This is a genomic window from Nocardia coffeae, assembly GCF_019890715.1.
GTDB classification, from domain to species: domain Bacteria; phylum Actinomycetota; class Actinomycetes; order Mycobacteriales; family Mycobacteriaceae; genus Nocardia; species Nocardia jiangxiensis.
The window spans coordinates 1-22,476 of sequence record NZ_JAINZY010000025.1 but is presented as its reverse complement, the minus strand read 5'-3'; the positions used below and the strand labels follow the sequence as shown (position 1 = coordinate 22,476).

The following is a 22,476-nucleotide window of genomic DNA, read 5'->3' as shown; positions in this document are numbered from 1 at the left end:
CACACAGGCAGTTGCCGCTACTGCTGCGGCGGTACCACCGGATATCCACGGCTCCGAAAGGTCCGACACTGCGCAACCGCCTGCCGAGGCGTCTTCGGTCGGTTCCTCGGATACCGCAATCGAATCCGGCACCTCGAACGACGGCCGAGAATCTCCAGCGACGCAAGCGGTTGCCGCTACCGCTGCGGCTGCACCACCGGATGCCGACGGCTCCACTGGTGCGGGCAGCGAGCAACCGGCGACCCGGGCGGTGCTCGTGGGGACTTCCGCGGACGGTGGGGTCGGTACCGAGCAGTCTCCTGCGACGCAGGCGGCCGTCGTAGCGGAGGGTTCGGATACGCAGGGGCGCAAGGGATCCGCGGGGAGGGCCGGGGCAGAGGAGACTTCGGGGCAGACTGTGGGGTCCGGGTCTTCTGCGCGCGGTAGCGGGCGGACGGTTCGTACCCGGCCCAGTGTGCGGCGGCTGGGGGCGGGACTGGTGGAGATTCCGGTGGTGCCGCCGATCGATCCGCTGTCCGCAGTGCTCAACGATCCGATGGTGAGCGAGGGGCGGCGGTTCTGCTGGCGTTGCGCTAAACCGGTCGGACGCGCGGGGCCGGGACGTCCGGCGCAGGCGGCGGGAACGTGCGAAATCTGCGGTGTGCCTTATGATTTCCGACCGTTTCTGCAGTCGGGCGATATGGTCGCCGGGCAGTACGAGATCCAGGGGTGCATCGCGCACGGCGGGCTGGGCTGGATCTATCTGGCCATCGACCGCAACGTCAACGATCGGTGGGTGGTGCTCAAGGGCCTGCTGCACGGCGGGGACGCCGAGGCGCAGGCGGTCGCGGTCACCGAGCGGCGGTATCTGGCCGAGCTGGCGCATTCGAGCGTGGTCAAGATCCACAACTTCGTCGAGCATCCGGCACCGGGCGGCACCCCGATCGGATACATCGTCATGGAGTACGTGGGCGGTCGGTCGCTGCGTGACATGCTCGACATCTACACCCGGCCCGAGCGGATGCCGGTCGCCGAGGCCATCGCCTATCTGCTGGAAATCCTTCCGGCGCTGGAATATCTGCACTCCCAGGAGCTGGCCTACAACGATCTCAAACCCGACAACATCATGATCACCGAGGATCAGGTCAAACTGATCGACCTCGGCGCCGTCGCGGTCTTCGAATCGTACGGAAACCTGTACGGCACCAGGGGTTTCCAGGCCCCGGAGATCGCTCGGACCGGCCCCACCTCGGCCTCGGACAGCTACACCGTCGGCCGCACGCTGGCCGTACTCACCCTGAACATGCCGACGGACAAGGGCCGCTATCTCGACGGAATCCCCAGCCCGGCAGACGAACCCACACTCGCCAGGTATGAATTCTTCCACCGGCTGCTGCTGCGGGCCACCGACCCGGACCCGGACCGCCGCTTCCTCTCCGCGCGCATCATGGCCACCCAACTCGCGGGCGTCCTGCGCGAAATACTCTCGGCCGACAGCGGAACAGAACATCCACAACTGTCCACACTGTTCAGCGCGCCCCGGACCAGCTTCGGCACCGAGGAGATACTCGCGCAGACCGACGCCTACGCCGACGGTCTCGAGCGCAGCAAGAATCTGCGCGCCCGCGATGTCGCTGCGGCACTTCCGGTTCCGCTGATCGACCCGGCCGACCCGTCCGCGGCGCTACTGGCCGGGACTGTGCATCCCGAACCGCTGCACGCGCTCGAGTCGGTCCGCATCGCCCGCGCCCGTGCAGAGGCCGGATCGGCCGAGATGCCCGACACCTTCGAGGTCGAATGCACACTCGCCGAGGTACGCATCCAACTGGTTCTGGAACGACCCGAATCGGCCCGGCAGCTGCTGAGCCGTCTGGACGAATCCGATTGGCGCGTCCAGTGGTACCGGGGCCTGGCCGGACTGCTCGAACTCGACTACGAGCACGCGTTCGACCGGTTCGACACGGTCCTGCAGGCGCTGCCCGGCGAGATCGCCCCCAAACTCGCCCTGGCCGCCACCGCTGAACTCGTTCTGCAACAGTGGGATTCGCCGGATCCCGAGCAGTGGCGCAGTTATGCCGAGAAGTTCTACGCAACCGTCTGGCGGACCGATCGCGGCGTGGTCAGCGCCGCATTCGGCCTGGCCCGCCAGCTCGCCGCCGACGGCCGGGTGCAGGAGGCCGTGGACGCCCTGGACCAGGTCCCGCCGGCCTCACGCCATTACAACGAAGCCCGCCTGACCTCGGCACTTCTGCTGCTCACCGCCGCTCCCGTCGCGGAACTGGAGGAGGACGCGCTGCACGTCGCCGCCTACCGCGTCGACCAGATCCCGAACGGCGAACACCGCGCGAACCAGATGCGTGTCCTGGTCCTCGGCACCGCCCTGGCCTGGCGACAGGCCGGGAACAAACCCAGAAATCCGGACGCCATCCTCTTCGGCGCCCCCTTCACCGAACGAGACCTGCGCAACGGTGCCGAGACCGGCCTGCGCGGCCTGGCCCGGACCGCCCCCGGCCGCACCCACCGCTACGCCCTGATCGATCTCGCCAACGCGCTACGCGCCAAAACCTGGTTCTGAGCTGTATTTTCGGCCTCCGCTTCGCTCCGGCGGGTCGGGGCCCCCGAAGGGCCGATTCTTCCCTCCTCCGCTCCTCCGCTTCGCTCCCCCGCTCCGTCAGTCCAGAATCGACCCGGGCCCCGACCTTCGGAGTTGGCATTACCTGGAGTCGACGGGCCTGGGTTGTCCTTGGACTCCTTCGCTGAGCCGCTCCGTCACTCCGGAATCGCCCCGCGGTACGGCCGATGCCGATGTCCTGTCGGGGTGGACGAGCCTAGGTGACCAGTGCGGCGGCGGCGCGGGCGATGGCCAGTTCTTCGTTGGTGGGGACGACGAGTACCGGCGTCTCGGCGTCGGAGGGTGAGATGTACCGGGCCGCACGGTCTTTCGCGGTGTTGCGGGTCGGGTCCACCGTGATACCGAAGCGGGTCAGGCCCGCCAGGGCGTCGGCGCGGACCTGGGGGCTGTTCTCACCGACTCCGGCGGTGAAGGTGATCGCGTCGACCTCGCCCAGTTCCACCAGGTAGGCGCCGATGTAGTGGCGCAGGCGATGGATGTAGACCTCGTAGGCCAGGCTCGCGGCGCGGTCACCGGTGTCGATCAGGCGTTGCAGCTCGCGGAAGTCGTTCACGCCGGACAGGCCCTTGATACCCGAATTCCGGTTCAGGAGTTGGTCTATCGCATCGATATCGAAATCCGCGGTGCGCATGAGGTGCGCGATGATGCCGGGATCGATGTCGCCCGAGCGAGTGCCCATCACCAGGCCCTCCAGCGGGGTGAGCCCCATGCTGGTGTCCACCGCGCGACCGCCCCGGATCGCCGAGGCCGACGCGCCGTTACCCAGATGCAGCACGATCTGATTCACCGTCGACGCATCCCGGCCGAGCACCTCGGCCACCCGGCCCGAGACGTACTCGTGCGAGGTGCCGTGGAATCCGTAACGTCGGATCCCCTGCGCAGCAGCGACTTTCGCATCGATGGCGTAGGTCTTCGCGGCATCGGGCAGCCCGTGGAAGAACGCGGTGTCGAACACCGCGACCTGCGGAACATCGGGCAGCAACCGGCGTGCGGATTCGATGCCGACGACATTGGCCGGATTGTGCAGCGGCGCAAGGGCGGACAGCTCGTCGATCGAACGCACCACCGCGTCGGTGATGAGCGTCGGCCGGTAGAACACCTCGCCGCCGTGCACCACCCGATGCCCGACCGCGTGCAGACCCTCGCCGGTCAGATCGTGCCCGCTCTGCGCGAACAGCTCGAACACCACCCGCAATCCCGCCGCGTGGTCCGCGATCGCCCCGTCGTGTTCGAGGGTGTGCCCGTCGCTGTCGTGCTCGACCGTCACCGCACCCGGCTCGACCGGCTCACCGATCCGCGAGACCATGCCCGAGGCCGCGACCGTGCCCGAAACCGGGTCCAGCAGTTGATATTTGATCGACGACGACCCGGAATTGATCACCAGGACCCGCATCATGCCTCCTGTTTCCTCGCGCACGCCGCTCACTGGAGTCCGGTCTGTGCCTGGATGGCGGTGATCGCCACGGTGTTGACGATGTCGGCGACCAGCGCGCCCCGGGACAGGTCGTTCACCGGTTTGCGCAGCCCCTGCAGCACCGGACCGATCGCCACCGCGCCCGCGCTGCGCTGCACGGCCTTGTAGGTGTTGTTGCCGGTGTTGAGATCAGGGAAGACGAACACCGTAGCGCGACCGGCGACTTCCGAATTCGGCAGCTTGGTGCTGGCCACCGTCGGCTCGATCGCCGCGTCGTACTGGATCGGGCCCTCCACCAGCAGTTCGGGTGCGCGCTGGTGCACGAGGGTGGTCGCGGTGCGGACCTTGTCCACATCCGCACCGCTGCCGGACTCCCCCGTCGAATAGGACAGCATCGCCACCCGCGGCTCGATGCCGAACTGCTGGGCGGTGCGAGCCGAGGAGATCGCGATGTCGGCGAGCTGTTCGGCGGTCGGATCGGGCACCACCGCGCAGTCGCCGTAGGCCAGCACCCGATCCGCCAGGCACATCAGGAACACACTGGACACCGTCGACACGCCGGGCTCGGTCTTGATGATCTCGAACGAGGGCCGGATGGTGTGCGCGGTGGTGTGCGCCGCACCGGACACCATCCCGTCGGCGATCCCCTCGTAGACCATCATCGTGCCGAAATACGAGATGTCGGTGAGGTATTCGCGCGCCCGATCCTCGGTCATCCCCTTGTGCGCGCGCAGGGCCGCATATTCCTTGGCGAATTCGTCACGCAGACTGGATGTTTCGGGATCCAGGACCTCCGCGTCGGCGATGTCGACGCCGAGTTCGGCAGCCCGTCCACGCACCGCGGCCTCGTCACCGAGGATGGTCAGATCGGCGATCTTGCGCTGCAACACCCGGCCCGCCGCGCGCAGAATGCGATCGTCACCGCCCTCCGGCAGAACGATGCGCCGACGATCCGCGCGGGCCCGCTCGATCAGCTGATATTCGAACATCTGCGGCGTGACCACCGAGGGGATGGGAACCTCGATGCGCTGCAACAGCTTTCGTGCATCGACCCGCTGTTCCATGAGCGCCAGCGCGGTGTCGACCTTGCGGATACTCGACAGCGACACCCGGCCGCGGGTGCGCGCGGCGACCGCGGTGTCGAAGGTGCCCAGCTCGGTGGTGAGAATCGGGAGTTTCGGCTTCAGACCCGCGATCAGCCGCGCGATCGAGGGATGCGGCAGCATACCGCCGTTCATGATGATTCCGGCCAGCGACGGAAAGCCTTCGGCCTCATGGGCGTTCACCAGGCTCAGCAGCGCGTCGGAGCGATCGCCCGGGACGATCACCGCGTCACCGTCGGACAGCCGCTCGAGGATGTGTTCGGCGGTCATCCCGCCGACCATCACGTGCAACGCCTCGCGCTGCATCAATTCCGGGTCGCCGGAATATATTTCGCCGTCGATGGCCTCGCACAGCTCGGCTATGGTCGGCGCGGTCAGCAGCGGGACCTCCGGCAGCGTCCAGGACGGCACGTCCACCACATCCAGCGCCGCGGCGACCTGGTCGAGTGCCTCGGGATCGCAACGGTTGGCGATGACCGCGACCAGCTGGGCGTGTTCGTAGCCGAGTTCGCCCGCGCAGAGTTCGGCCAGCTCGGCGACCTGATCGGGGGTGCGCTCGGACCCGCGCAGCACCAGTACCACGGGTGCGCCGAGATTGGCGGCGATGCGCGCGTTGTAGCGCAGTTCGCTGGGACTGGCCACGTCGGTGTAATCGCTGCCGACGATCACCACCGCATCGCACACCTTCGCGACCTCGTGGAAACGCATCACGATATCGCTGATCGCCGCATCCGGATCGGCGTGCACCTGCTCGTAGCCGACGCCGATCGCCTGCTCGTAGTCGATATCGGCGGTGCTGTGTTCGAGCAGCAGCTCCAGAATGTAGTCCCGCTGCCTGGTCGAGCGGCTGATCGGCCGGAACACCCCCACCCGCGCGGTGGTCGCGCACAGCATCTGCAGCACCCCGAGCGCCACCGTCGACTTCCCGGTGTCCCCCTCGGGGGAGGCGATGTACACGGTGGACGGTGCGATCTCGGCCATGACCGCGAGCTTAACGAGCACGCGTGCCGGATTCGCCCATCGCACGGCAAACTACTGGAAAATCACATTCACGCGCCTAGAATCCGTCCATGGCAGCACCGTTTCCGGATCGTCAGTGGGGCTCGCGGACCGGGCTTCTCGGGCGCACGTTGAGCGCGTTCGCGGCGACCGACGTCGGATCCGCGCTGGTCCACGCACTCGGCCCGCTGGATCGCAGAGTCCTCGAACGCACCGGGGCCCGGTACACGGCGCTGGGGCCGGTCGGCGCACCCGTACTCCTGCTCACCACGACCGGGCGCAAGTCCGGGCAGCCGCGCACCACTCCGCTGCTCTACGCGCACGCCGGAGAGGTGCTGTATCTGGTCGGCAGCAATTTCGGCGGCGAACATCATCCGGCCTGGACCTCGAATCTGCTCGCCCATCCGGAAGCCGTGATAACCATTGCGGGAGAACGCATTCCGGTCCACACCGAACTGCTCCAGGACGCCGACCGCAAAGCCGAGGTCTACGCGCAGTTCGAACAGATCTCCCAGGCGTACACCGCATACCGCGACCGGACCAGCCGCGACCTGCGCATCTTCGCGGTCCGCCGAAGCTGATCCGCCCCGGCTGCCGCGCAATCGGCGGCAGCCGGAGGAAAGGATCTACAGCGCCCGCAACCGCGGAGCGAGGTCGCGCTCGAACAGGTCCAGGAAACGGCGCTGGTCGTGGCCCGGGGCGTGGAAGACCAGGTGGTTCAGGCCCGCGTCGAGGTACGGCTTGATCAGCTCGACCGTCTCGTCCGGGTCGCTCGCCACGATCCAGCGCTTGGCGATCTGCTCGATCGGCAGGGCGTCCGCCGCGGCCTCCATCTCGATCGGGTCGGTGATGTCGTGCTTCTGTTCCGCGGTCAGCGACAGCGGCGCCCAGAAACGCGTATTCTGCAGTGCCAGTTCGGGATCGGTGTCGTAGGAGATCTTGATCTCGATCATCCGATCGATGTCCTCGGCGGTGCGACCGGCCTTCGCCGCACCCTCACCGAGCGCGGGCATCAGCTTCTCGGTGTACAGGTCCATCCCCTTGCCCGAGGTGCAGATGAAACCGTCGCCCGCACGACCGGCGTAGCGGGCCACCAGCGGGCCGCCCGCGGCGATGTACACCGGGATGCCGCCCTTGGGCACGTCGTAGATCGAGGCGCCCACGGTGTGGTAGTACTCGCCCTCGAAGGTGACCCGGTCACCGGTCCACAGCGCGCGCATCAGATCGACCGACTCGCGCAGCCGCGCGAAACGCTCCTTGAACTCCGGCCATTCGCCCTTGTACCCGGTCGCGATCTCGTTCAGCGCCTCACCCGAGCCCACGCCGAGCATGATCCGATCCGGGTACAGGCAGCCCATCGTCGCGAATGCCTGGGCGACCACCGCGGGGTTGTAGCGGAAGGTCGGGGTGAGCACCGAGGTGCCCAGTTGGATCCGGGTGGTTCGTTCACCGACCGCGGTCATCCATGCCAGCGAGAACGGCGCATGCCCGCCCTCGTGCCGCCACGGCTGGAAGTGATCGCTCACCGTCGCGCTGTCGAGCCCGTGCTCCTCGGCCGCGACCGCGAGCTCCACGAGCTCACGGGGGCCGAACTGTTCCGCCGACGCCTTGTATCCGAGCTTGAGATCACTCACTGCGTCCACTCCTGTTCACCGTTGCCGACAGTCCCGTCGACCCTGTGCAGCGCCGAGCGGGTGTGCCACATTCCACAGCACCCCGTCCTATGGGGCCTTCTTCGACCATAGTCAGCTCCGAAACGGTCTGTGTGAACGGTCGCACCTTCACACAACGCCCCCGGCCGAAACCTCCATGGCCCACAATGTGCTGGTGACTGCCGACGACGAACCGATCCTGTCCTACCTGACCGATATGGACGGGGTCCTGGTGCACGAGGACCACCCGATCCCCGGCGCCGACAAGTTCCTGCAAGAACTGCAGGCCAACGACGTTCCCTTTCTCGTACTCACCAACAATTCGATCCGCACCCCGCGCGATCTGGCGGCCCGGTTGCGGCACAGCGGCCTGGACATCCCGGAGGAGTCGATCTGGACCTCCGCGCTGGCCACCGCGACCTTCCTGAGCGAACAGCGTCCCGGCGGCACCGCCTATGTCGTCGGCGAATCCGGCCTGACCACCGCGCTGCACGAGATCGGCTACGTGCTGACCGACAGCGCCCCGGACTACGTCGTGCTCGGCGAGACCCGCACCTATTCGTTCGAGGCGATCACCACCGCGATCCGGCTGGTCGAGCGCGGCGCGCGGTTCATCGCCACCAACCCGGACGCCACCGGCCCGTCGCGCGAGGGCCTGCTGCCCGCGACCGGCTCGGTGGCCGCCCTGATCACCCGCGCCACCGGCCGCGACCCGTACTACGTCGGAAAACCGAACCCGCTGATGATGCGTTCGGCGTTGCGCCGCATCGGCGCGCATTCACAATCGACGGTGATGATCGGCGACCGGATGGACACCGACGTCATCGCCGGTCTGGAAGCGGGCATGCGCACGATCCTGGTCACCTCCGGCATCTCCACCCGCGAATCGGTCGAGCAATACCCCTACCGCCCAACGGTTGTCGTCGATTCGGTCGCGGATCTGGTTGGGCGAACGGCGAATCCGTTCGACGCCTGAGCGGGCCGGGGCGAATCTCGTTCGGACCGAATCACGCTGCGGCCGACTCACGTTCGGATCGAGGGACCACATGCCGCCACTGCGGCTGGAGCTATTCCTGAGCAGTTCGGTTACAAGGCCGAGCGGACGGTGTTCCACCCGAGCTCAGGACAGCACCTCGTCGACACTGCCAGCGGTCAATATCCGACGGCTCCACAGCTTCAACTGCGCGACGTCGGCTTCACGAACCACCCGCACGACCGAAGAGTCCAGAGAACCGAACCTGTCAGCCAACTGTTCGAGAAGCATCTGGGCACGTCCACGCGCCTCCCCACGTGCTTCGAGGGTTTCAACGTTCGACACAGCGACCTCCTTGGCTACCGGACCGAGCGGATCTACGAATGATGATGCGTTCGCCACTGCGCCGCATCGGCGCGCATTCGCAATCCACGGTGATGATCGGCGACCGGATGGACACCGACGCTCAGGCCAGCACCTCATCGACGCTGTCGGCCGTCAATATCCGACTGCTCCACAGCTTCAACTGCTCGGCATCGGCATCACAAACGACCCGCTCGAGCGAGGCATCCAACGGACCGAACCTCTCGACCAAAAGTTCGACAAGCAGTTCGGCACGTCCACGTGCTTGAAGGGTTTCAAGGGCTGTCACAGTGACCTCCTTGGCGATGGGGCCGAGCGGATCGGCGAATTGATCGACCGCGTCCGGAGACAGTTTACCGGCGACCAGGACGTAGTTGACGAACGTATCGAAGACCTCCCGGCCTTCCGGCGAATCCAGAATCTGCTGGAAGTCAGGACTAAGGTGCAGGAGGACCGGCAGTGCAGCCGGGTCACCGGGCGCGAGCCTCTCCGCAACGAATGTCACCCGCACCTTCGGAGTCAATGCGCGATCCATCAGCGCGGGCATGCCGATCGCGTTGACGTCGTCGAGGAAGTACCTCATCCGGGGCAGGTAGTCCGCCAGCGCCGCATGGGTATCCGGGTCCAGGTCGAACAGTTCGCTGACCTGCAACGGGGCGCGCCAGATCAGGCCCTGCGGCCCGACGTGCACGACCAGCGGAACGACCGCAGGAATTTTTCGAGCATTCTCATGCTCGAGCAGATACTTGCGGATGATTGCGACGACGTACTCGAGCATCCGGAACGCCATCAGCGAGTGCGGTTCGCTCTGATGCTCTGCCAGCAGGTAGACGAACGCCGGGCGGTGATCCGTGCGGGTGCGGGTGCGGAACAGCAGATCTATGTAGCGGCTGCGCAGATCGAACGGGACCATGCTGCCGTCCACTCGCTCGAGGTCGGTCCAAACGAGTTGATCAACAACCTCTTTCGGCAAAGCAACCCGGAACTCCGATGCGGCATCGGCCGGGTTGTCCAGCATTTTGCGGAACAGCGCGTCGTGTGGGTTCGGCGGACCGGACGTCATGTTGGAAAGATTACCCACACCCGCCCGACATCCGGAAAAACTAAAATGTTTGCGTAACAACAGCTTTCACTGAAACTGCAGCAACCTAAAACCCGGCCACTCTGGCTATTTCATTGCGAAACCTGTTCCAGACGTATCAGTTTCAAGTAAGTACAGTTCGAAACAGCACGAGTCATTCACCAGAGATAGATGAATCCATTTATGCGACAAGGACTTCGACATGATTCGCACCGCACCGCACCGAGATGTTCAGGGGCGCTGCGAAGCCGGGGTCCAGCCCTCCTCGGCCGCCCCGGCCACGCCACCGCCCGATTTCACCCGGTAGACGATCTCCACCGCGCCGGCGTCCAGCGTGCGGGAGCTTTCGAATTCGAGCCCGGTCTCGACGCTCACCGCATCGGTCAGGCGCAGGCCGCCGCCCAGCAGGAACGGCAGCACGACCAGTTCGAGTTTGTCCAGCGCACCGAGTTCGCGGAAGGTCTCGATCGTGCGCGGGCCGCCGATCAGGTGAACATCACCGCCGTGATTGGCCGCCCGCAACGCCGCCAGCAGCCGGACCGGATCACTGTCCACCGTCACGTGGTCGGGCGTCCCGGCCGGACGCTCGGACGCCAGTACGAACACCCGCAGATCCGGCCAGGGCCAGAAGTCGTTGGTCAAGGCGGGTTCGAAGGTGGTGCGGCCCATCAGCGCGGCCTCGCAGGTCTTCAGGAATTCCGCGATGCCGTGGCTGCCGTGTCCGTGGGCGGGGTCGAGCACCTGCGGCGGCCACCCGTTGGGCGTGCTGACATAACCGTCGGCGCTCATGCACAAGCGAGCCAGGATCTGCATGCGAATACCTTCCCTGCGTTGTCGATTGCAGGTAGGACGACGCGGAATCGCGAAAATCATCGCTTGGCCGGGAAACGTCGGACGCTTCCCGGCCGCGATGCTCAGCCCAGCGCCTGATCCAGGTCGCCGAGCAGATCCTCGACGTCCTCGAGGCCGATGGAGATGCGCAGCACGCCGTCGGTGATCCCCACGGCCGCACGGCCTTCGGCTCCCATCGCGCGGTGCGTGGTGGTGGCCGGATGGGTGATCAGCGTCTTGGCGTCGCCCAGGTTGTTGGAGATGTCGACGATGCGCAGCCGGTTCAGCACCTCGAACGCGCGCTTCTTCGCCTCGGACGGGTCGGCGGCCAGTTCGAAGGTGACGACCGTACCGCCGCCGCTCATCTGCTGCCGCGCCAATTCGTACTGCGGATGTGACTGCAGGAAGGGGTATTTCACCCACGACACGGACGGCTGCTGCTCCAGGAATTCGGCAATCTCGTGTGCCGCCTGCACCGAATGACGCACCCGCAGCGGCATCGTCTCGAGCCCCTTGAGCAACGTCCACGCGTTGAACGGGCTCAACGCCGGACCGGTGTGCCGCATGAGATTCTTCACCGGGCCGCCGATGAACTCGCTGTCGCCCAGGATCGCGCCGCCCAGCACCCGGCCCTGGCCGTCGATGTGCTTGGTGCCCGAATACACGACCACATCCGCGCCCAGCGTCAGGCTCTGCTGCAGCAGCGGTGTGGCGAAGACGTTGTCCAGCACCACTTTCGCGCCCGCGGCATGGGCCAGCTCGGACACCCGGCGCACGTCCACCAGGGTCTGCATCGGGTTGGACGGGGTCTCGAAGAAGACGGCCGCGGTCGGCACCGACAGCGCCTCCTCCCACTGGCTCAGGTCCTCGCCGTCGACGAAGACCGTCTCCACACCCCAGCGCGGCAGGATCTCGTTGCACACCACGAAACAGGAGCCGAACAGGCTGCGCGCGGCGACCAGCCGGTCACCGTTGCCCAGCAGCGCGGCCAGCGCGGTGAACACCGCGGACATCCCGCTCGCGGTCGCGAAACACGCCTCCGCGCCCTCGATCAGCCGCATCCGCTCCTCGAACATCGCCACGGTCGGATTCCCGTAGCGCGAATACACGAAATGCTCGACGTCGCCGGTGAACGACGCCTCGGCCGCCTCCGCACTCGGGAACACGAAACCCGAGGACAGGTACAGCGCCTCGGAGGTCTCCTCGAATCCGGAGCGGCGCAGGCCGCCTCGCACACCAAGCGTGGCCGGGCCGACGCCCTCGGGCAGCGGTTTGTCGAAGGCTCCGCCGGTGATCACGACTGCCTCCAGGGCAGCCCCTCGGCACGCCAGCCCGCGCCGCCGCGATGGCCGTCGGCATCGAGCGGGCCCTCGAAACCGGCCAGGACGTTGTAGGAGGGTGTGAATCCGGCCGTGGTCGAGGCCGTCGCCGCACCGATGGATCGCTGGCCGGAGCGGCACAGGAAGATCACCGGCGCATCGCTGTCGGCCGCCCGGCCGGCGAGCGTCTGCTTCAGCTGATCGACGAAGGCGCCGTTGCGCTGACCGGCGCCGTCGACCCACTCGATCAGGGCCGTCGGCCGGTCGATCGCACTCGTCTCGGGCACCCCGACGAACCGCCACTCGGCCTCGGTGCGCACATCCACCAAAATGGCATCGGGATTGTCGCGCAACAGATCCCATGCCTGCTGGACAGTGATGTCACCCGCGTAACTCACTAGCTGAACCTCCTCGAAGAATCCGCACTTGCCGCGCCTGTTCGGCGGCGTGGCCAGGTCGTCACCCGGAGCACCCCACCGCGGAGGAGGGTTGCCGACCAGCGAGCCGGGGCTTGACGCTGGTGCTCATGACCTGAGATCGAGATTGCCTGGCCGCACACCCGCCTGTCAATCAGACACTGCAGACGAACCAGTCGTTGCCGGTTTGCGTGAGGTTCCAGGTCGACGTCGATTCGTGGCCGTCGACCGAGCTGGTCACCGTGACCTTGGCGCGTCTGCCGTTCGCGGTGGGGTCGGTCATGCGGACGATTTCGATCTTCTTTCCGGCCGCGTCCGGGCCCAACGGCGAGTGCGCGGGGTCGAATCCGCTGCATGCGGTGGCCGCGCGGCGCGCCGGGTCGGTGCCGCTCTGGGCAGTGGCGAAATTCTGGATCGCGGTGGCCAACCGGTCCGAAGTTGTGACATTCTTCTCAGCCGGCCGCAGCGCCGCCGCAATCAGGACACCGCCGATCACCAGAAGTGCGATCACCGCGGCAGCAATGAACGGCACCGGCGAGCGGACCGCCTCGTTCTGATCGATCGGGGTCGCGTCGGCGGCGGATTCCGGGTCACTCATATCTCGATCATCCCTGGTAGGGAGTGAGGTTCTCGCGCGCACCCCGAATCCGCGACCCGGACCGGGAACCGCGGCCATAGCAGTCACCGATAGAATCACCGCCAGCCCCGGCCACGGTCGGCGCGAACTCCGATCCCCGAGCGGCAACGATGCAGCATCGATCGGTATGAAGGATCGGCCGGAAACCCGGACCCACGTCAACTTAGCCTAAGCTAAGAACGACGGCTGAGAACATGACGACACAGATTTCGACCAAAGGGTGCGCAGAAGAATGACCGAAACCAGTGCAGAGTCGAAGGGCGAGGTGAACCCCACCTCCGAGTCCGACGCGCGCCCGCTTCGCATCGCGATCGTCGGCGCGGGACCGGCCGGAATCTACGCCGCCGACGCCCTGATGAAATCCGACGCCGACGTGAGCATCGACCTGTACGAGCGCATGCCCGCGCCGTTCGGCCTGATCCGCTACGGTGTCGCGCCCGATCATCCGCGCATCAAGGGCATCATCACCGCACTGCACAAGGTCCTGGACAAGCCGCAGGTGCGCCTGCTCGGCAACATCGACTACGGCACCGACATCACCCTGGCCGATCTGCGCCGGTTCTACGATGCGGTGATCTTCTCCACCGGCGCGAACGCCGACCGAGCACTGCCTGTCGAGGGCATCGACCTGGACGGCAGCTACGGCGCCGCGGACTTCGTGTCCTGGTACGACGGGCACCCGGACGTGCCGCGCGCCTGGCCGCTGGAGGCCGAGAAGGTCGCCGTGCTCGGTGTGGGAAATGTCGCACTGGACGTCGCGCGAGTGCTCGCCAAGACCGGCGACGAACTGCTGCCGACGGAGATCCCGCCGAACGTGTACGAGGGCCTCAAGGCCAACAAGGCCGTCGAGGTGCACGTCTTCGGGCGTCGCGGCCCGGCCCAGGCCAAGTTCACTCCGCTCGAACTGCGCGAACTCGACCACTCGCCGAATATCGAGGTCATCGTCGACCCCGAGGACATCGACTACGACGAGGGTTCCGAAGCCGCCCGCCGGCATTCCAAGCAGGTCGACATGGTCTGCAACACCATCGAGCAGTGGGCGATCCGCGACGTCGGCGCGCGCCCGCACAAACTGTTCCTGCACTTCTTCGAGTCACCCGCCGAACTCGTCGGCGAGGACGGCAAGGTCAAGGGCCTGCGCACCGAGCGCACTCAGCTCGACGGCACCGGAAACGTCAAGGGCACCGGCGAATTCCGCGACTGGGACGTCCAGGCGGTGTACCGCGCCGTCGGCTACCTGTCGCAGAACATCCCGCAGCTGCCGTTCGACGACCAGGCCGGAACCGTGCCCAACGAGGCCGGACGCGTCCTGGTCGACGAGAACGCCGACGGCGCCGGACGCTACCTGCCCGCCACCTACGTCACCGGCTGGATCAAGCGCGGCCCCGTCGGCCTGATCGGCCACACCAAGGGCGACGCCAACGAAACCATCGCCTGCCTGCTCGACGACGCCGCCGCTTTCACCGCCGCCGCCGAACCCGAACTCGACGCGGTCACCGACTTCCTGGAAAGCAAGGGCATCCCCTTCACCACCTGGGCCGGTTGGTACCGCCTCGACGCCCACGAACGTGCCCTGGGCGAGCCCCAGGGCCGCGAACGAGTCAAGGTCGTCGAACGCGAAGACATGCTCCGCGCCAGCGAGCCCCACAAACGCTGAAATTTTGGCCTCCGCTTCGCTCCGGCGGGTTTTCGGCGCTGTAAGGCTCGTCGCTGCGCCCTCGAGACTCGGCCTTCGGCCATGCGCTTCGAGGGCGCAGCGACGAGCCCGCGCCGAAAACCTTGGGGTTGGCCTTGTTGAGCCTTTCGCTTCGCGGGCGATTTCCAGCCGGACGGAGACGATTCGCCGCTGGGCGCGTCAGCCTTTCGCCTCGCTTCGCTTCGGCCGGCGAGGTTCGCGGGTGAGTCCAGTGCTGTCGAAGCGAAGCGAGACCGGCGTGCCGGGGGCGAAGCGTCTCTGTACGCCGGAACCGTCAGGCAAGTAACGTCAACCGTCAAGGTTTTCGGCGCGGGCTTGTCGTTGCACGCTCGAAGCGCATGGGCGAAGCCCGAGTCTCGAGCGTGCAACGACAAGCCTTACAGCGCCGAAAACCCGCCGGAGCGAAGCGGAGGCAATCAGACACAGTGTTCGACGCCCATGTCCATCTGATCGATCCGCGGTTTCCGCTGATCGAGAACGAAGGCTTCATCCCGCCGCCCTTCACTATCGCCGACTATCGAAAGCGCATGTCGCGCTTCGATATCGACGGTGGTGCGGTGGTGAGTGGGTCGTTTCAGGGGACCGATCAGGGGTTTCTGCGGGCGGCGCTGGCCGAGCTGGGGGACAACTGGGTCGGGGTCACCAATCTGCATCCGGAGATCTCCGACGCCCAGATCGTCGAGTTGAGCAAGGCGGGGGTGCGGGCGCTGCGGTTCAATCTCAAGCGCGCCGCCACGGACATCGTCGAGCTGACCATGTTGGCGCTGCGCGTGTACGAGCTGGCGCGCTGGCATGTCGAGCTGTACATCGACGGGTCGATGCTGGGATCGCTCGAGCCGGTGATCAGCAAGTTGCCCGCGCTGTCCGTCGACCACATGGGCATGTCCGACGAATGCCTGCCTTACCTGCTCAACCTCGTCGATCGCGGGGCGAAGGTGAAGGCGTCCGGATTCGGGCGGGTGTCGATGGATGTGCGCACGGCGTTGCGCCGCATCCACACCGTCAATCCCGGCGCCTTGATGTTCGGCTCGGATCTGCCCGGCACCCGCGCCGGACGCCCGTTCCGCGACGCCGACGTCGAGCTGATCGGCGAGGTCATCGGATCCGACGTGCACCGCGTGCTGGAGGACAACGCCCGAGCCTTCTACGGCCTGCCGGTCAAGGCGCATCCGCCGGAGGCCAGCCCGCCGACCCGGCCGTTGCCGATGATCGGGCAGCCCACCCTGCGCCTGGGCCGCACCGATCTGCCGTAGCCGCGCCCGACCGAATCAGTTCGGCCGCTCGACGAGGTAGTTCGCCGCGGCGAGGCCGACTCGGTAGGCGTTCTCGACCGAGATCGCGAAGCCGGTGTAGGTGGCGTTCAACAGGTCGGTGACCGAACCGCCAGCCGGTGGCTGGTCGAAGTCGCTGGCGGTGCGCAGATCGACGTAGCGGTCCAGTTTCCCGGCGCGGGCCAGGGCCCCGGCGGTGGCGTTGTCCTCCATCTGCGTGGTGCAGTAGTGGGCCTTGCCGCCGGTCTGCAGGCCGACGATGTACCCGGTCTGCGTCGAGGAGGCCGCGCCGGAGAAGAAATTGTCGCCGGTGGCGCTGTCGCATTCGGCGACGAACGGTTTGTCGTGTCCGGCCTGCGCGGGATAGGCGGCCCGCACTGCGGCCAGTCCGGGATCGTCGGCCAGCGCGACGTCCTTGGTGTTGCGGTACACCTCGTCGACGAGGACACCGTTCAGCTGATATGCCTGGGTCACCGGCTTGTCCGAATCACCCAGCGACAGATAGCCGTTGGGCGCGGCGGGATCGTCCTGCGGCAGGATGTGATGCCCCAGATCGACGTCGACGACCCAGTTCGCCCACGCGGCGAATCCGAGCGTCCCGGCCGTGGGCGGCGTCCCGCCGATACCGGCGGTGATGAAATATGCCTTGTCCAGGTTCAGTTTCGGGCTCGCGAGCATGGTCGACACGGACAGCGCCGCATTGACCTTGCCCTCGCCGGTCACCATCATGCACAGCCCGGAATCGTTGCAGCGCACCGGCGTTCGGATACCGGGCAGGGCGATCTCGTGGGTCCACCGCTGCCGGTCCACCCAGGGCTTGGCCTCCGGGTCGAACATGGTGACGACCATGGCCCGCACCGGAATCGGCTCGTCGGCGTGGGATGCGCAGCCCGCGGCGGCGAGCGTCACCGCGAGAACCGATATCAGTGTGCCGAACGTTCTGGTGATCACCCGAACTCCCCTCGTGGAACATGCGTCGAGACAAGAGATAGCGCATCCGCGGCGAGTGCACGGCATTATCGACGCAACACGTGTTGATGCATCCACCGCGGGCCATGCCCGCCACCCCCGTGACGCACCCCGTCCCCAGGTTTTATTGTCGGTATGTCAACACCGGCGGCCGGCGCCGGTGCGAGGAACGACGAGCTGAGGTTTTCGTGACCGATTCATCCACCCCCGCACAGGGCCCGCTCGCGGGTATCCGGGTTGTCGAACTGGCCGGTATCGGCCCCGGTCCGCACGCGGCGCTGCTGCTGGCCGACCTGGGCGCGGACGTCGTGCGAGTACAGCGCCCCGGCATGCTGCCCGGATTCATGGAACGCCCGCAGTGGCGCGGCCGGACCATCGTCGAGGCCAACCTCAAGGACCCGGCCGACATCGAGAAGGTGCTCGGCCTCGTCGAGAAGGCCGACGTTCTACTCGAAGGCTTCCGCCCCGGCGTCACCGAACGGATGGGCCTGGGCCCGGACGTCGCGCTCGAGCGCAATCCGCGACTGATCTACGGCCGCATGACCGGCTGGGGCCAGTACGGACCGATGGCCGACCGCGCCGGACACGACATCAACTACATCTCGCTGACCGGCGTCCTGCACGCCATCGGCCACAAGGGTGAGCGGCCGGTGCCGCCGCTGAACATGGTCGGCGATTTCGGCGGCGGTTCGATGTTCCTGGTGTTCGGCGTGCTCGCCGCGCTGGTGGAACGCCAGAACTCCGGCAAGGGCCAGGTCATCGATGCCGCGATGGTCGACGGCGCGCTGGCGCTGTCGCACATGATCTGGGGCATGAAGGGTGTGGGCCTGTGGTCCGACGAGCGCGGCTCCAACCTGCTCGACACCGGCATGGCCTTCTACGACACCTACGAGACCTCCGACGGCAAGTACATGGCGGTCGGCTGCATCGAACCGCAGTTCTACGCCGAATTCCTGAAGGGTCTCGAGATCGAACCCGAGGGCCTGCCCCAGCAGATCGACCCGGCCGGGCAGGACCAGCTGCGCAAACTGTTCGCCGAGAAGTTCAAGACCCGCACCCGCGACGAGTGGACCGCGGTCTTCACCGGCACCGACGCCTGCTGCACACCGGTGCTGACGATGACCGAGGCCGAGCAGAACGAGCACATCGTCGCGCGCACCGGCCTGGTCGAGATCGATGGCGTCGTGCAGCACGCACCCGCGCCCCGGTTCTCCCGCACCCCCGGCGCGGTGCCGACGCCGCCGCCGTCGGAGGGCACCCCGATCGAACAGGTCTGGGCGAACTGATCCGCTACCCGGCGGGGGTGTCCGGTCCGGACATCCTCGCCGGGGGCGAGCTGCGAAATCGCAGCTGAACTCGTAGCATGCATTCGAGGTTTCCGATCCGCTTGCCGCCGTGCGGGGTTCACCCTCCACGCGCGGAATCATGAGGCACTAAAGTAAGTTCCATGGCTCGGAACTGGCCGATGATCGAGCGCGGCAGCGAACTGGAGTTACTGCGCGCCGCCCTCACCGGCACCGAATTCGTCGGGGCGGTGCTCACCGGCGACGCGGGGGTCGGCAAGACCACCCTGGCCAGGCAGGCCGCCACCACGATCGGCGGCAACATCCGATGGGTCGCCGGAACCGAATCCGCGCGCAGCATTCCGCTCGGAGTCTTCGCGCACATGGTCGGCGTCTACACCGCACACGATCCGGTGACGTTCATGGCCGCGGCGCGCGAGGCGCTGCTGGCCGACGGGCACACCATCATCGGCGTCGACGACGCGCATCTGCTCGATCAGCTCTCCGCGACACTGCTTCTGCAACTGGCCATCGACAAGGCCGCGCACATCGTCTGCACCGTCCGCAGCGGCGTCACCGTGCCCGACGCGGTGACCTCGCTGTGGAAGGACGGGCATCTGCTGCGAATCGACCTGTCCCCCTTCAGCGAACGCCAGAGCGTCGAACTGGTCGAATCCATGCTCGGCGGGCAGCTCGAGGGTTTCACCGCGAATCTGATGTGGGAGTCCTCCGGCGGAAACGCGCTGTTCCTGCGGCATCTGGTCGAGGGTGCGCTGGAGGCGGGCACGCTGCGTCAGGTCAACGGCGTCTGGCAGTTACGCGGACGCGCGGCGGTCACCTCCGAATTGGCTGCGCTGCTGGAGGATCGGGTCGAGCAGCTCCCCGACGAGGTGCTGCGGGTACTGGAACTGCTGACCTTCTGCGAGCCGATCGACCTGGACGTGATGGCCGAACTGACCGGTGAGGAGGCGGTGGAGAACGCCGAATCGCGCGGCCTCGTCCGGATCGTCGAGAACGGCCATCAGCTGCTGGTGCGGTACAACCATCCACTGTTCGGCGAGGTCATCCGGCGTCGGCTGGGTATCGCCTCGGCCCGTCGATTACGTGGGCGGCTGTACTCCTCGTTGAAGGAACGTCCGGTCAAATCGGCGTCCGATCGGATCCGGCTCGCCGAATTGGCCTTGGACAGTGACCGTTCCGCGGATCTGGAACTGTTCGAGGCCGCCGCCGAGGATGCCATCGGCCTGGCCAACATCCCGCTCGGTGAGCGTTTCGCGCGGGCCGCGGTGGAACGTCGCGGTGGTGTGGAGGCGGCGGATCTGCTGGCCCGCGCACTGCTGTGGCAGGGGCACCGGATCGAGGCCGAACGCACCCTGGCCAGTTTCGACGCCGATCAGCTCGACGAGGTGCAGCTCGCGCGCTGGGGCAGCACCCGCGTGGCGAATCTGTTGTGGGCCATGGGCGATGCCGATCGCGCCGACGAGGTGCTCGCGCTGGTCCGGAGCAAGGTGCGGCATCCCAAGATCCAATTGACGTTGCAGGGCTTGGCTTCCGCGTGCGCGGTGAACGAGAACCGTTTGCAGGACGCGTTCATCGACGCCGACAACGTCATGTCGACGCCGCAGGCGCCCTCGTGGGCGGTGTGGTGGTCGGCGTTCGGCGGCGGATTGTCGCTGGCGCTGATGGGGCGCGGGGAGGCCGCGCGCGCCTATGCCGCGCGGGGGCACGAGGTGGAGTCGGACATCGATGGGCTGAACCGGTTCATGTCCACCCATGCCGAGGTGCTGGCGCTCACCTTGACCGGCGATCTGCCGAGCGCACGTCGTTGTGCCACAGCGTATTTCGGATACTCCGCGCCGGGTCAGTATCTCGCCTGGGGGTTGTCGAAGATCCTGCAGGGCACCGTCGACGTCGCGCAGGGCCGGTTCCTGGACGGGGTGGAGAATCTCGAACAGGCGCTGGCCGCATTGACAGCCGAGGGTGCGGCGGCGTGGATGTTCCCGGCGAGAATCCGTCTGGCCGAAGCATATTCGGCATTGGGCCGGGGCACCGAGGCCGCCGACAGCATCGCCGAGGCGATCGCCCGCGGCGGGCGGCACAGCGCGGTCTACGAACCGCAGCTCGAGATCGCGCGGGCCTGGCAGGCCGCCGCCGAGGGCACGGTGACCCCGGCCGTGCGGCTGGCCATCGGTGCCGCCGATGCCGCCGCGCGGTCGAATCAGCACGCGATCGAGGCGATGGCGTTGCATACCGCGGCGCGATTCGGCGATGCCAGCGTCGCGGGACGGCTGGCCGATCTGGCGGCCCGCATCGACGGGCGGCTGGTGCAGGTGCAGGCGCGGCACGCGGTGGCGGTCGCCTCCCACGACGGTCCCGGATTGGACGCTGCCGCAGCGGAATTCGAGGATATCGGCGCATTGCTGTCGGCGGCCGACGCCGCCGCGCAGGCCGCGTCGGCGCATGAGCGTTCCGGGGATCGGCGGCGGCTGCTGGAATCGGCCGCGACGGCGAACCGGCTCGGCGCGGCCTGTGGCGGCGCGGGGACCCCGGCACTGCGCCAGTCCGCGCAACCGCTGCCGCTGACCGCGCGGGAACGCGAGATCGCGAATCTGGTCGCGGCCGGGCTCAGCAATCGCCAGATCGCCGATCGACTGACGGTGTCGGTGCGGACCGTCGAAGGCCATCTCTATCGGGCCTGCATCAAGCTGGATGTGACCGATCGGGAGGCGCTCGCCGATCTGATGCGCGGAGAGCCACCCAGCGGCAAACAGCGCAATTAGCATCTCGCACCACAAATACCGCCTAATAGCTGAGTTTTCTGTCGAATAGCTCGGATTTCGTGTGCGGCTATTCACATCGATTTGCCATCTTTAGTTATTGAACAGTTATCATCTCCGGACGCGCGGCACCGCAGGTCGCCGCCGGATCCACGCCCGATTCCGGGGGATCCGTCACATATCCGAAATTTCCGAAGGTGGGGTGTTCGACGTGGCTCGTCGTTTCGCGGTGGGTTCCGGTGCGCGAGGGCGCGCGCTCATTCTGGGGGCGATTCCGCTGGCGCTGGCCGTCGGCTGTTCGTCCGGCGGACAGGTGGGCAATTCGCCGAATCCCGCTCCCGCGGCGTCCGGGCCCTCCGCGTCGAGCCACCCGTCCGCTGCGGACCGGCTCGGCACGGCGACCCCACCCCACGCCGAGGCCCCCGACGAACTGCGGGATCCGGCCGTGAGCAGCTCGCCGCAGCCCGGGGTGATCGGTCTCGGCGCACCGAACCTGCGGATCGGCGGATCGGTTCAGCCGGGTGTCACCGCGGCGCCCGCACCCTTGCGCGCCCTGATCGGACCGGTGGCCCCGCAGTACGTGATTCCGCGGAACTTCCGAGCCGCCCCCGACACCGAGGCGGCTCCGGCGATCGAACTCGGACATCTGCACGCGCCGACACCCGTGGCTCCGGTCGCGCCGATCGCGCCGCCGCCGCGCACCCTGCGCCTGGGCGCGTTCAGCACCACGGTCCCCGACGATGTGCCCGATACCGTGCTGACCCCCGCGAACACCGCTGCGGCCGATACCGAGGCGGCCATCGCGACGGGCCTGAACTCGGTCGGCATCAATGCCGGCCGCTCGGACAAGATCGCCGGTCTGACCATTGCCGGAGCCGCGGGCGGCGCGGCACTGGGCGCTACCGCGCTGGGTGTGCCCGCCGCCGTCGTCGGCGCGATTCCGGGTGCGGTCGTCGGCACCGGCGTCGGCGCGGTCGCGGGCGGACTCATCGGCGGTGCGGCCGGGACCCCCCCCCCCGGGGGGGGCAATGTCGCGGGGGGGGCCGCCCGGGCGGGGCTCGGGGCGGGGGTCCGCGCCGCG

The 22,476-nt window shown here is 67.3% G+C and carries 18 protein-coding genes, 1 pseudogene and 1 riboswitch; of the genes and pseudogenes, 9 read left to right on the top strand and 10 right to left on the bottom strand.

Going from position 1 to position 22,476, the window contains the following annotated elements; translation table 11 throughout:
• Nucleotides 1-256: 256 nt before the first annotated feature.
• Entirely contained in the window at nucleotides 257-2,554 is a 2,298-nt protein-coding gene (locus tag K7711_RS44730) for a serine/threonine-protein kinase (RefSeq protein WP_308015222.1), read from the top strand.
• A gap of 253 nt (nucleotides 2,555-2,807) precedes the next feature.
• Here K7711_RS44730 and K7711_RS44725 read toward each other — a convergent pair whose 3' ends face one another.
• Entirely contained in the window at nucleotides 2,808-4,004 is a 1,197-nt protein-coding gene (locus tag K7711_RS44725) for an acetate kinase (RefSeq protein WP_222978955.1), read from the bottom strand.
• A 29-nt stretch (nucleotides 4,005-4,033) separates the two neighbouring features.
• Nucleotides 4,034-6,109, bottom strand: a complete 2,076-nt coding sequence (gene pta / locus K7711_RS44720) for a phosphate acetyltransferase (RefSeq protein ID WP_222978862.1) — start codon at nucleotides 6,107-6,109, stop codon at nucleotides 4,034-4,036.
• An 89-nt stretch (nucleotides 6,110-6,198) separates the two neighbouring features.
• Between pta and K7711_RS44715 the strand changes: the two genes are divergently transcribed.
• Complete coding sequence (locus K7711_RS44715; RefSeq protein WP_222978860.1) at nucleotides 6,199-6,708, top strand: nitroreductase/quinone reductase family protein; 510 nt, start codon at nucleotides 6,199-6,201, stop codon at nucleotides 6,706-6,708.
• Between the two features lie 45 nt (nucleotides 6,709-6,753).
• On the opposite strand, the gene fgd is transcribed toward K7711_RS44715, so the two are convergent.
• Nucleotides 6,754-7,761: a glucose-6-phosphate dehydrogenase (coenzyme-F420) gene (fgd, locus tag K7711_RS44710; RefSeq protein ID WP_222978857.1), complete on the bottom strand. Its 1,008-nt coding sequence runs from the start codon at nucleotides 7,759-7,761 to the stop codon at nucleotides 6,754-6,756.
• Between the two features lie 235 nt (nucleotides 7,762-7,996).
• Here fgd and K7711_RS44705 point away from each other — a divergent pair, with 235 nt between their 5' ends.
• On the top strand, nucleotides 7,997-8,755 hold the full coding sequence (locus tag K7711_RS44705; RefSeq protein ID WP_372460267.1) for an HAD-IIA family hydrolase: 759 nt from the start codon (nucleotides 7,997-7,999) through the stop codon (nucleotides 8,753-8,755).
• A gap of 144 nt (nucleotides 8,756-8,899) precedes the next feature.
• Here K7711_RS44705 and K7711_RS44700 read toward each other — a convergent pair whose 3' ends face one another.
• Entirely contained in the window at nucleotides 8,900-9,097 is a 198-nt protein-coding gene (locus K7711_RS44700) for a hypothetical protein (protein WP_222978853.1), read from the bottom strand.
• A 38-nt stretch (nucleotides 9,098-9,135) separates the two neighbouring features.
• On the opposite strand from K7711_RS44700, the pseudogene K7711_RS49495 reads away from it, so the two are divergent.
• Nucleotides 9,136-9,183 (top strand): annotated as a pseudogene (locus K7711_RS49495) (hypothetical protein); the annotation flags it as partial.
• 35 nt (nucleotides 9,184-9,218) lie between these two features.
• On the opposite strand, the gene K7711_RS44695 reads toward K7711_RS49495, so the two are convergent.
• From K7711_RS44695 to K7711_RS44675, 5 genes are all read right to left on the bottom strand, one after another.
• Entirely contained in the window at nucleotides 9,219-10,238 is a 1,020-nt protein-coding gene (locus K7711_RS44695; RefSeq protein WP_222978852.1) for an Rpn family recombination-promoting nuclease/putative transposase, read from the bottom strand.
• A 189-nt stretch (nucleotides 10,239-10,427) separates the two neighbouring features.
• Nucleotides 10,428-11,009 (bottom strand): dihydrofolate reductase family protein, encoded by a 582-nt coding sequence (locus tag K7711_RS44690; protein WP_222978851.1) that lies wholly within the window; start codon nucleotides 11,007-11,009, stop codon nucleotides 10,428-10,430.
• A 101-nt stretch (nucleotides 11,010-11,110) separates the two neighbouring features.
• Nucleotides 11,111-12,325 (bottom strand): O-succinylhomoserine sulfhydrylase, encoded by a 1,215-nt coding sequence (locus tag K7711_RS44685; RefSeq protein WP_222978850.1) that lies wholly within the window; start codon nucleotides 12,323-12,325, stop codon nucleotides 11,111-11,113.
• Complete coding sequence (locus K7711_RS44680; RefSeq protein WP_222978849.1) at nucleotides 12,322-12,744, bottom strand: rhodanese-like domain-containing protein; 423 nt, start codon at nucleotides 12,742-12,744, stop codon at nucleotides 12,322-12,324. Before K7711_RS44680 ends, K7711_RS44685 begins: the two co-directional genes overlap by 4 nt.
• A gap of 19 nt (nucleotides 12,745-12,763) precedes the next feature.
• Nucleotides 12,764-12,878, bottom strand: a riboswitch (SAM riboswitch).
• A 38-nt stretch (nucleotides 12,879-12,916) separates the two neighbouring features.
• Complete coding sequence (locus tag K7711_RS44675; RefSeq protein ID WP_222978848.1) at nucleotides 12,917-13,360, bottom strand: Rv0361 family membrane protein; 444 nt, start codon at nucleotides 13,358-13,360, stop codon at nucleotides 12,917-12,919.
• Nucleotides 13,361-13,631: 271 nt separating this feature from the next.
• On the opposite strand from K7711_RS44675, the gene K7711_RS44670 reads away from it, so the two are divergent.
• Nucleotides 13,632-15,056 (top strand): FAD-dependent oxidoreductase, encoded by a 1,425-nt coding sequence (locus K7711_RS44670; RefSeq protein WP_222978847.1) that lies wholly within the window; start codon nucleotides 13,632-13,634, stop codon nucleotides 15,054-15,056.
• 464 nt (nucleotides 15,057-15,520) lie between these two features.
• Entirely contained in the window at nucleotides 15,521-16,348 is an 828-nt protein-coding gene (locus K7711_RS44665; protein WP_222978845.1) for an amidohydrolase family protein, read from the top strand.
• 15 nt (nucleotides 16,349-16,363) lie between these two features.
• On the opposite strand, the gene K7711_RS44660 is transcribed toward K7711_RS44665, so the two are convergent.
• A complete protein-coding gene (locus K7711_RS44660) occupies nucleotides 16,364-17,317 on the bottom strand; it encodes a purine-nucleoside phosphorylase (RefSeq protein WP_222978843.1) in 954 nt (317 codons plus the stop codon).
• Between the two features lie 206 nt (nucleotides 17,318-17,523).
• Between K7711_RS44660 and K7711_RS44655 the strand changes: the two genes are divergently transcribed.
• The 3 genes from K7711_RS44655 to K7711_RS44645 form a co-directional block, all read left to right on the top strand.
• Nucleotides 17,524-18,621, top strand: a complete 1,098-nt coding sequence (locus K7711_RS44655) for a CaiB/BaiF CoA transferase family protein (protein WP_308015221.1) — start codon at nucleotides 17,524-17,526, stop codon at nucleotides 18,619-18,621.
• Between the two features lie 161 nt (nucleotides 18,622-18,782).
• Nucleotides 18,783-21,398: a helix-turn-helix transcriptional regulator gene (locus tag K7711_RS44650; protein WP_222978839.1), complete on the top strand. Its 2,616-nt coding sequence runs from the start codon at nucleotides 18,783-18,785 to the stop codon at nucleotides 21,396-21,398.
• Nucleotides 21,399-21,606: 208 nt separating this feature from the next.
• Nucleotides 21,607-22,476, top strand: an 870-nt coding sequence (locus tag K7711_RS44645; RefSeq protein ID WP_222978838.1) for a hypothetical protein, incomplete at its 3' end; no start/stop codon positions are given.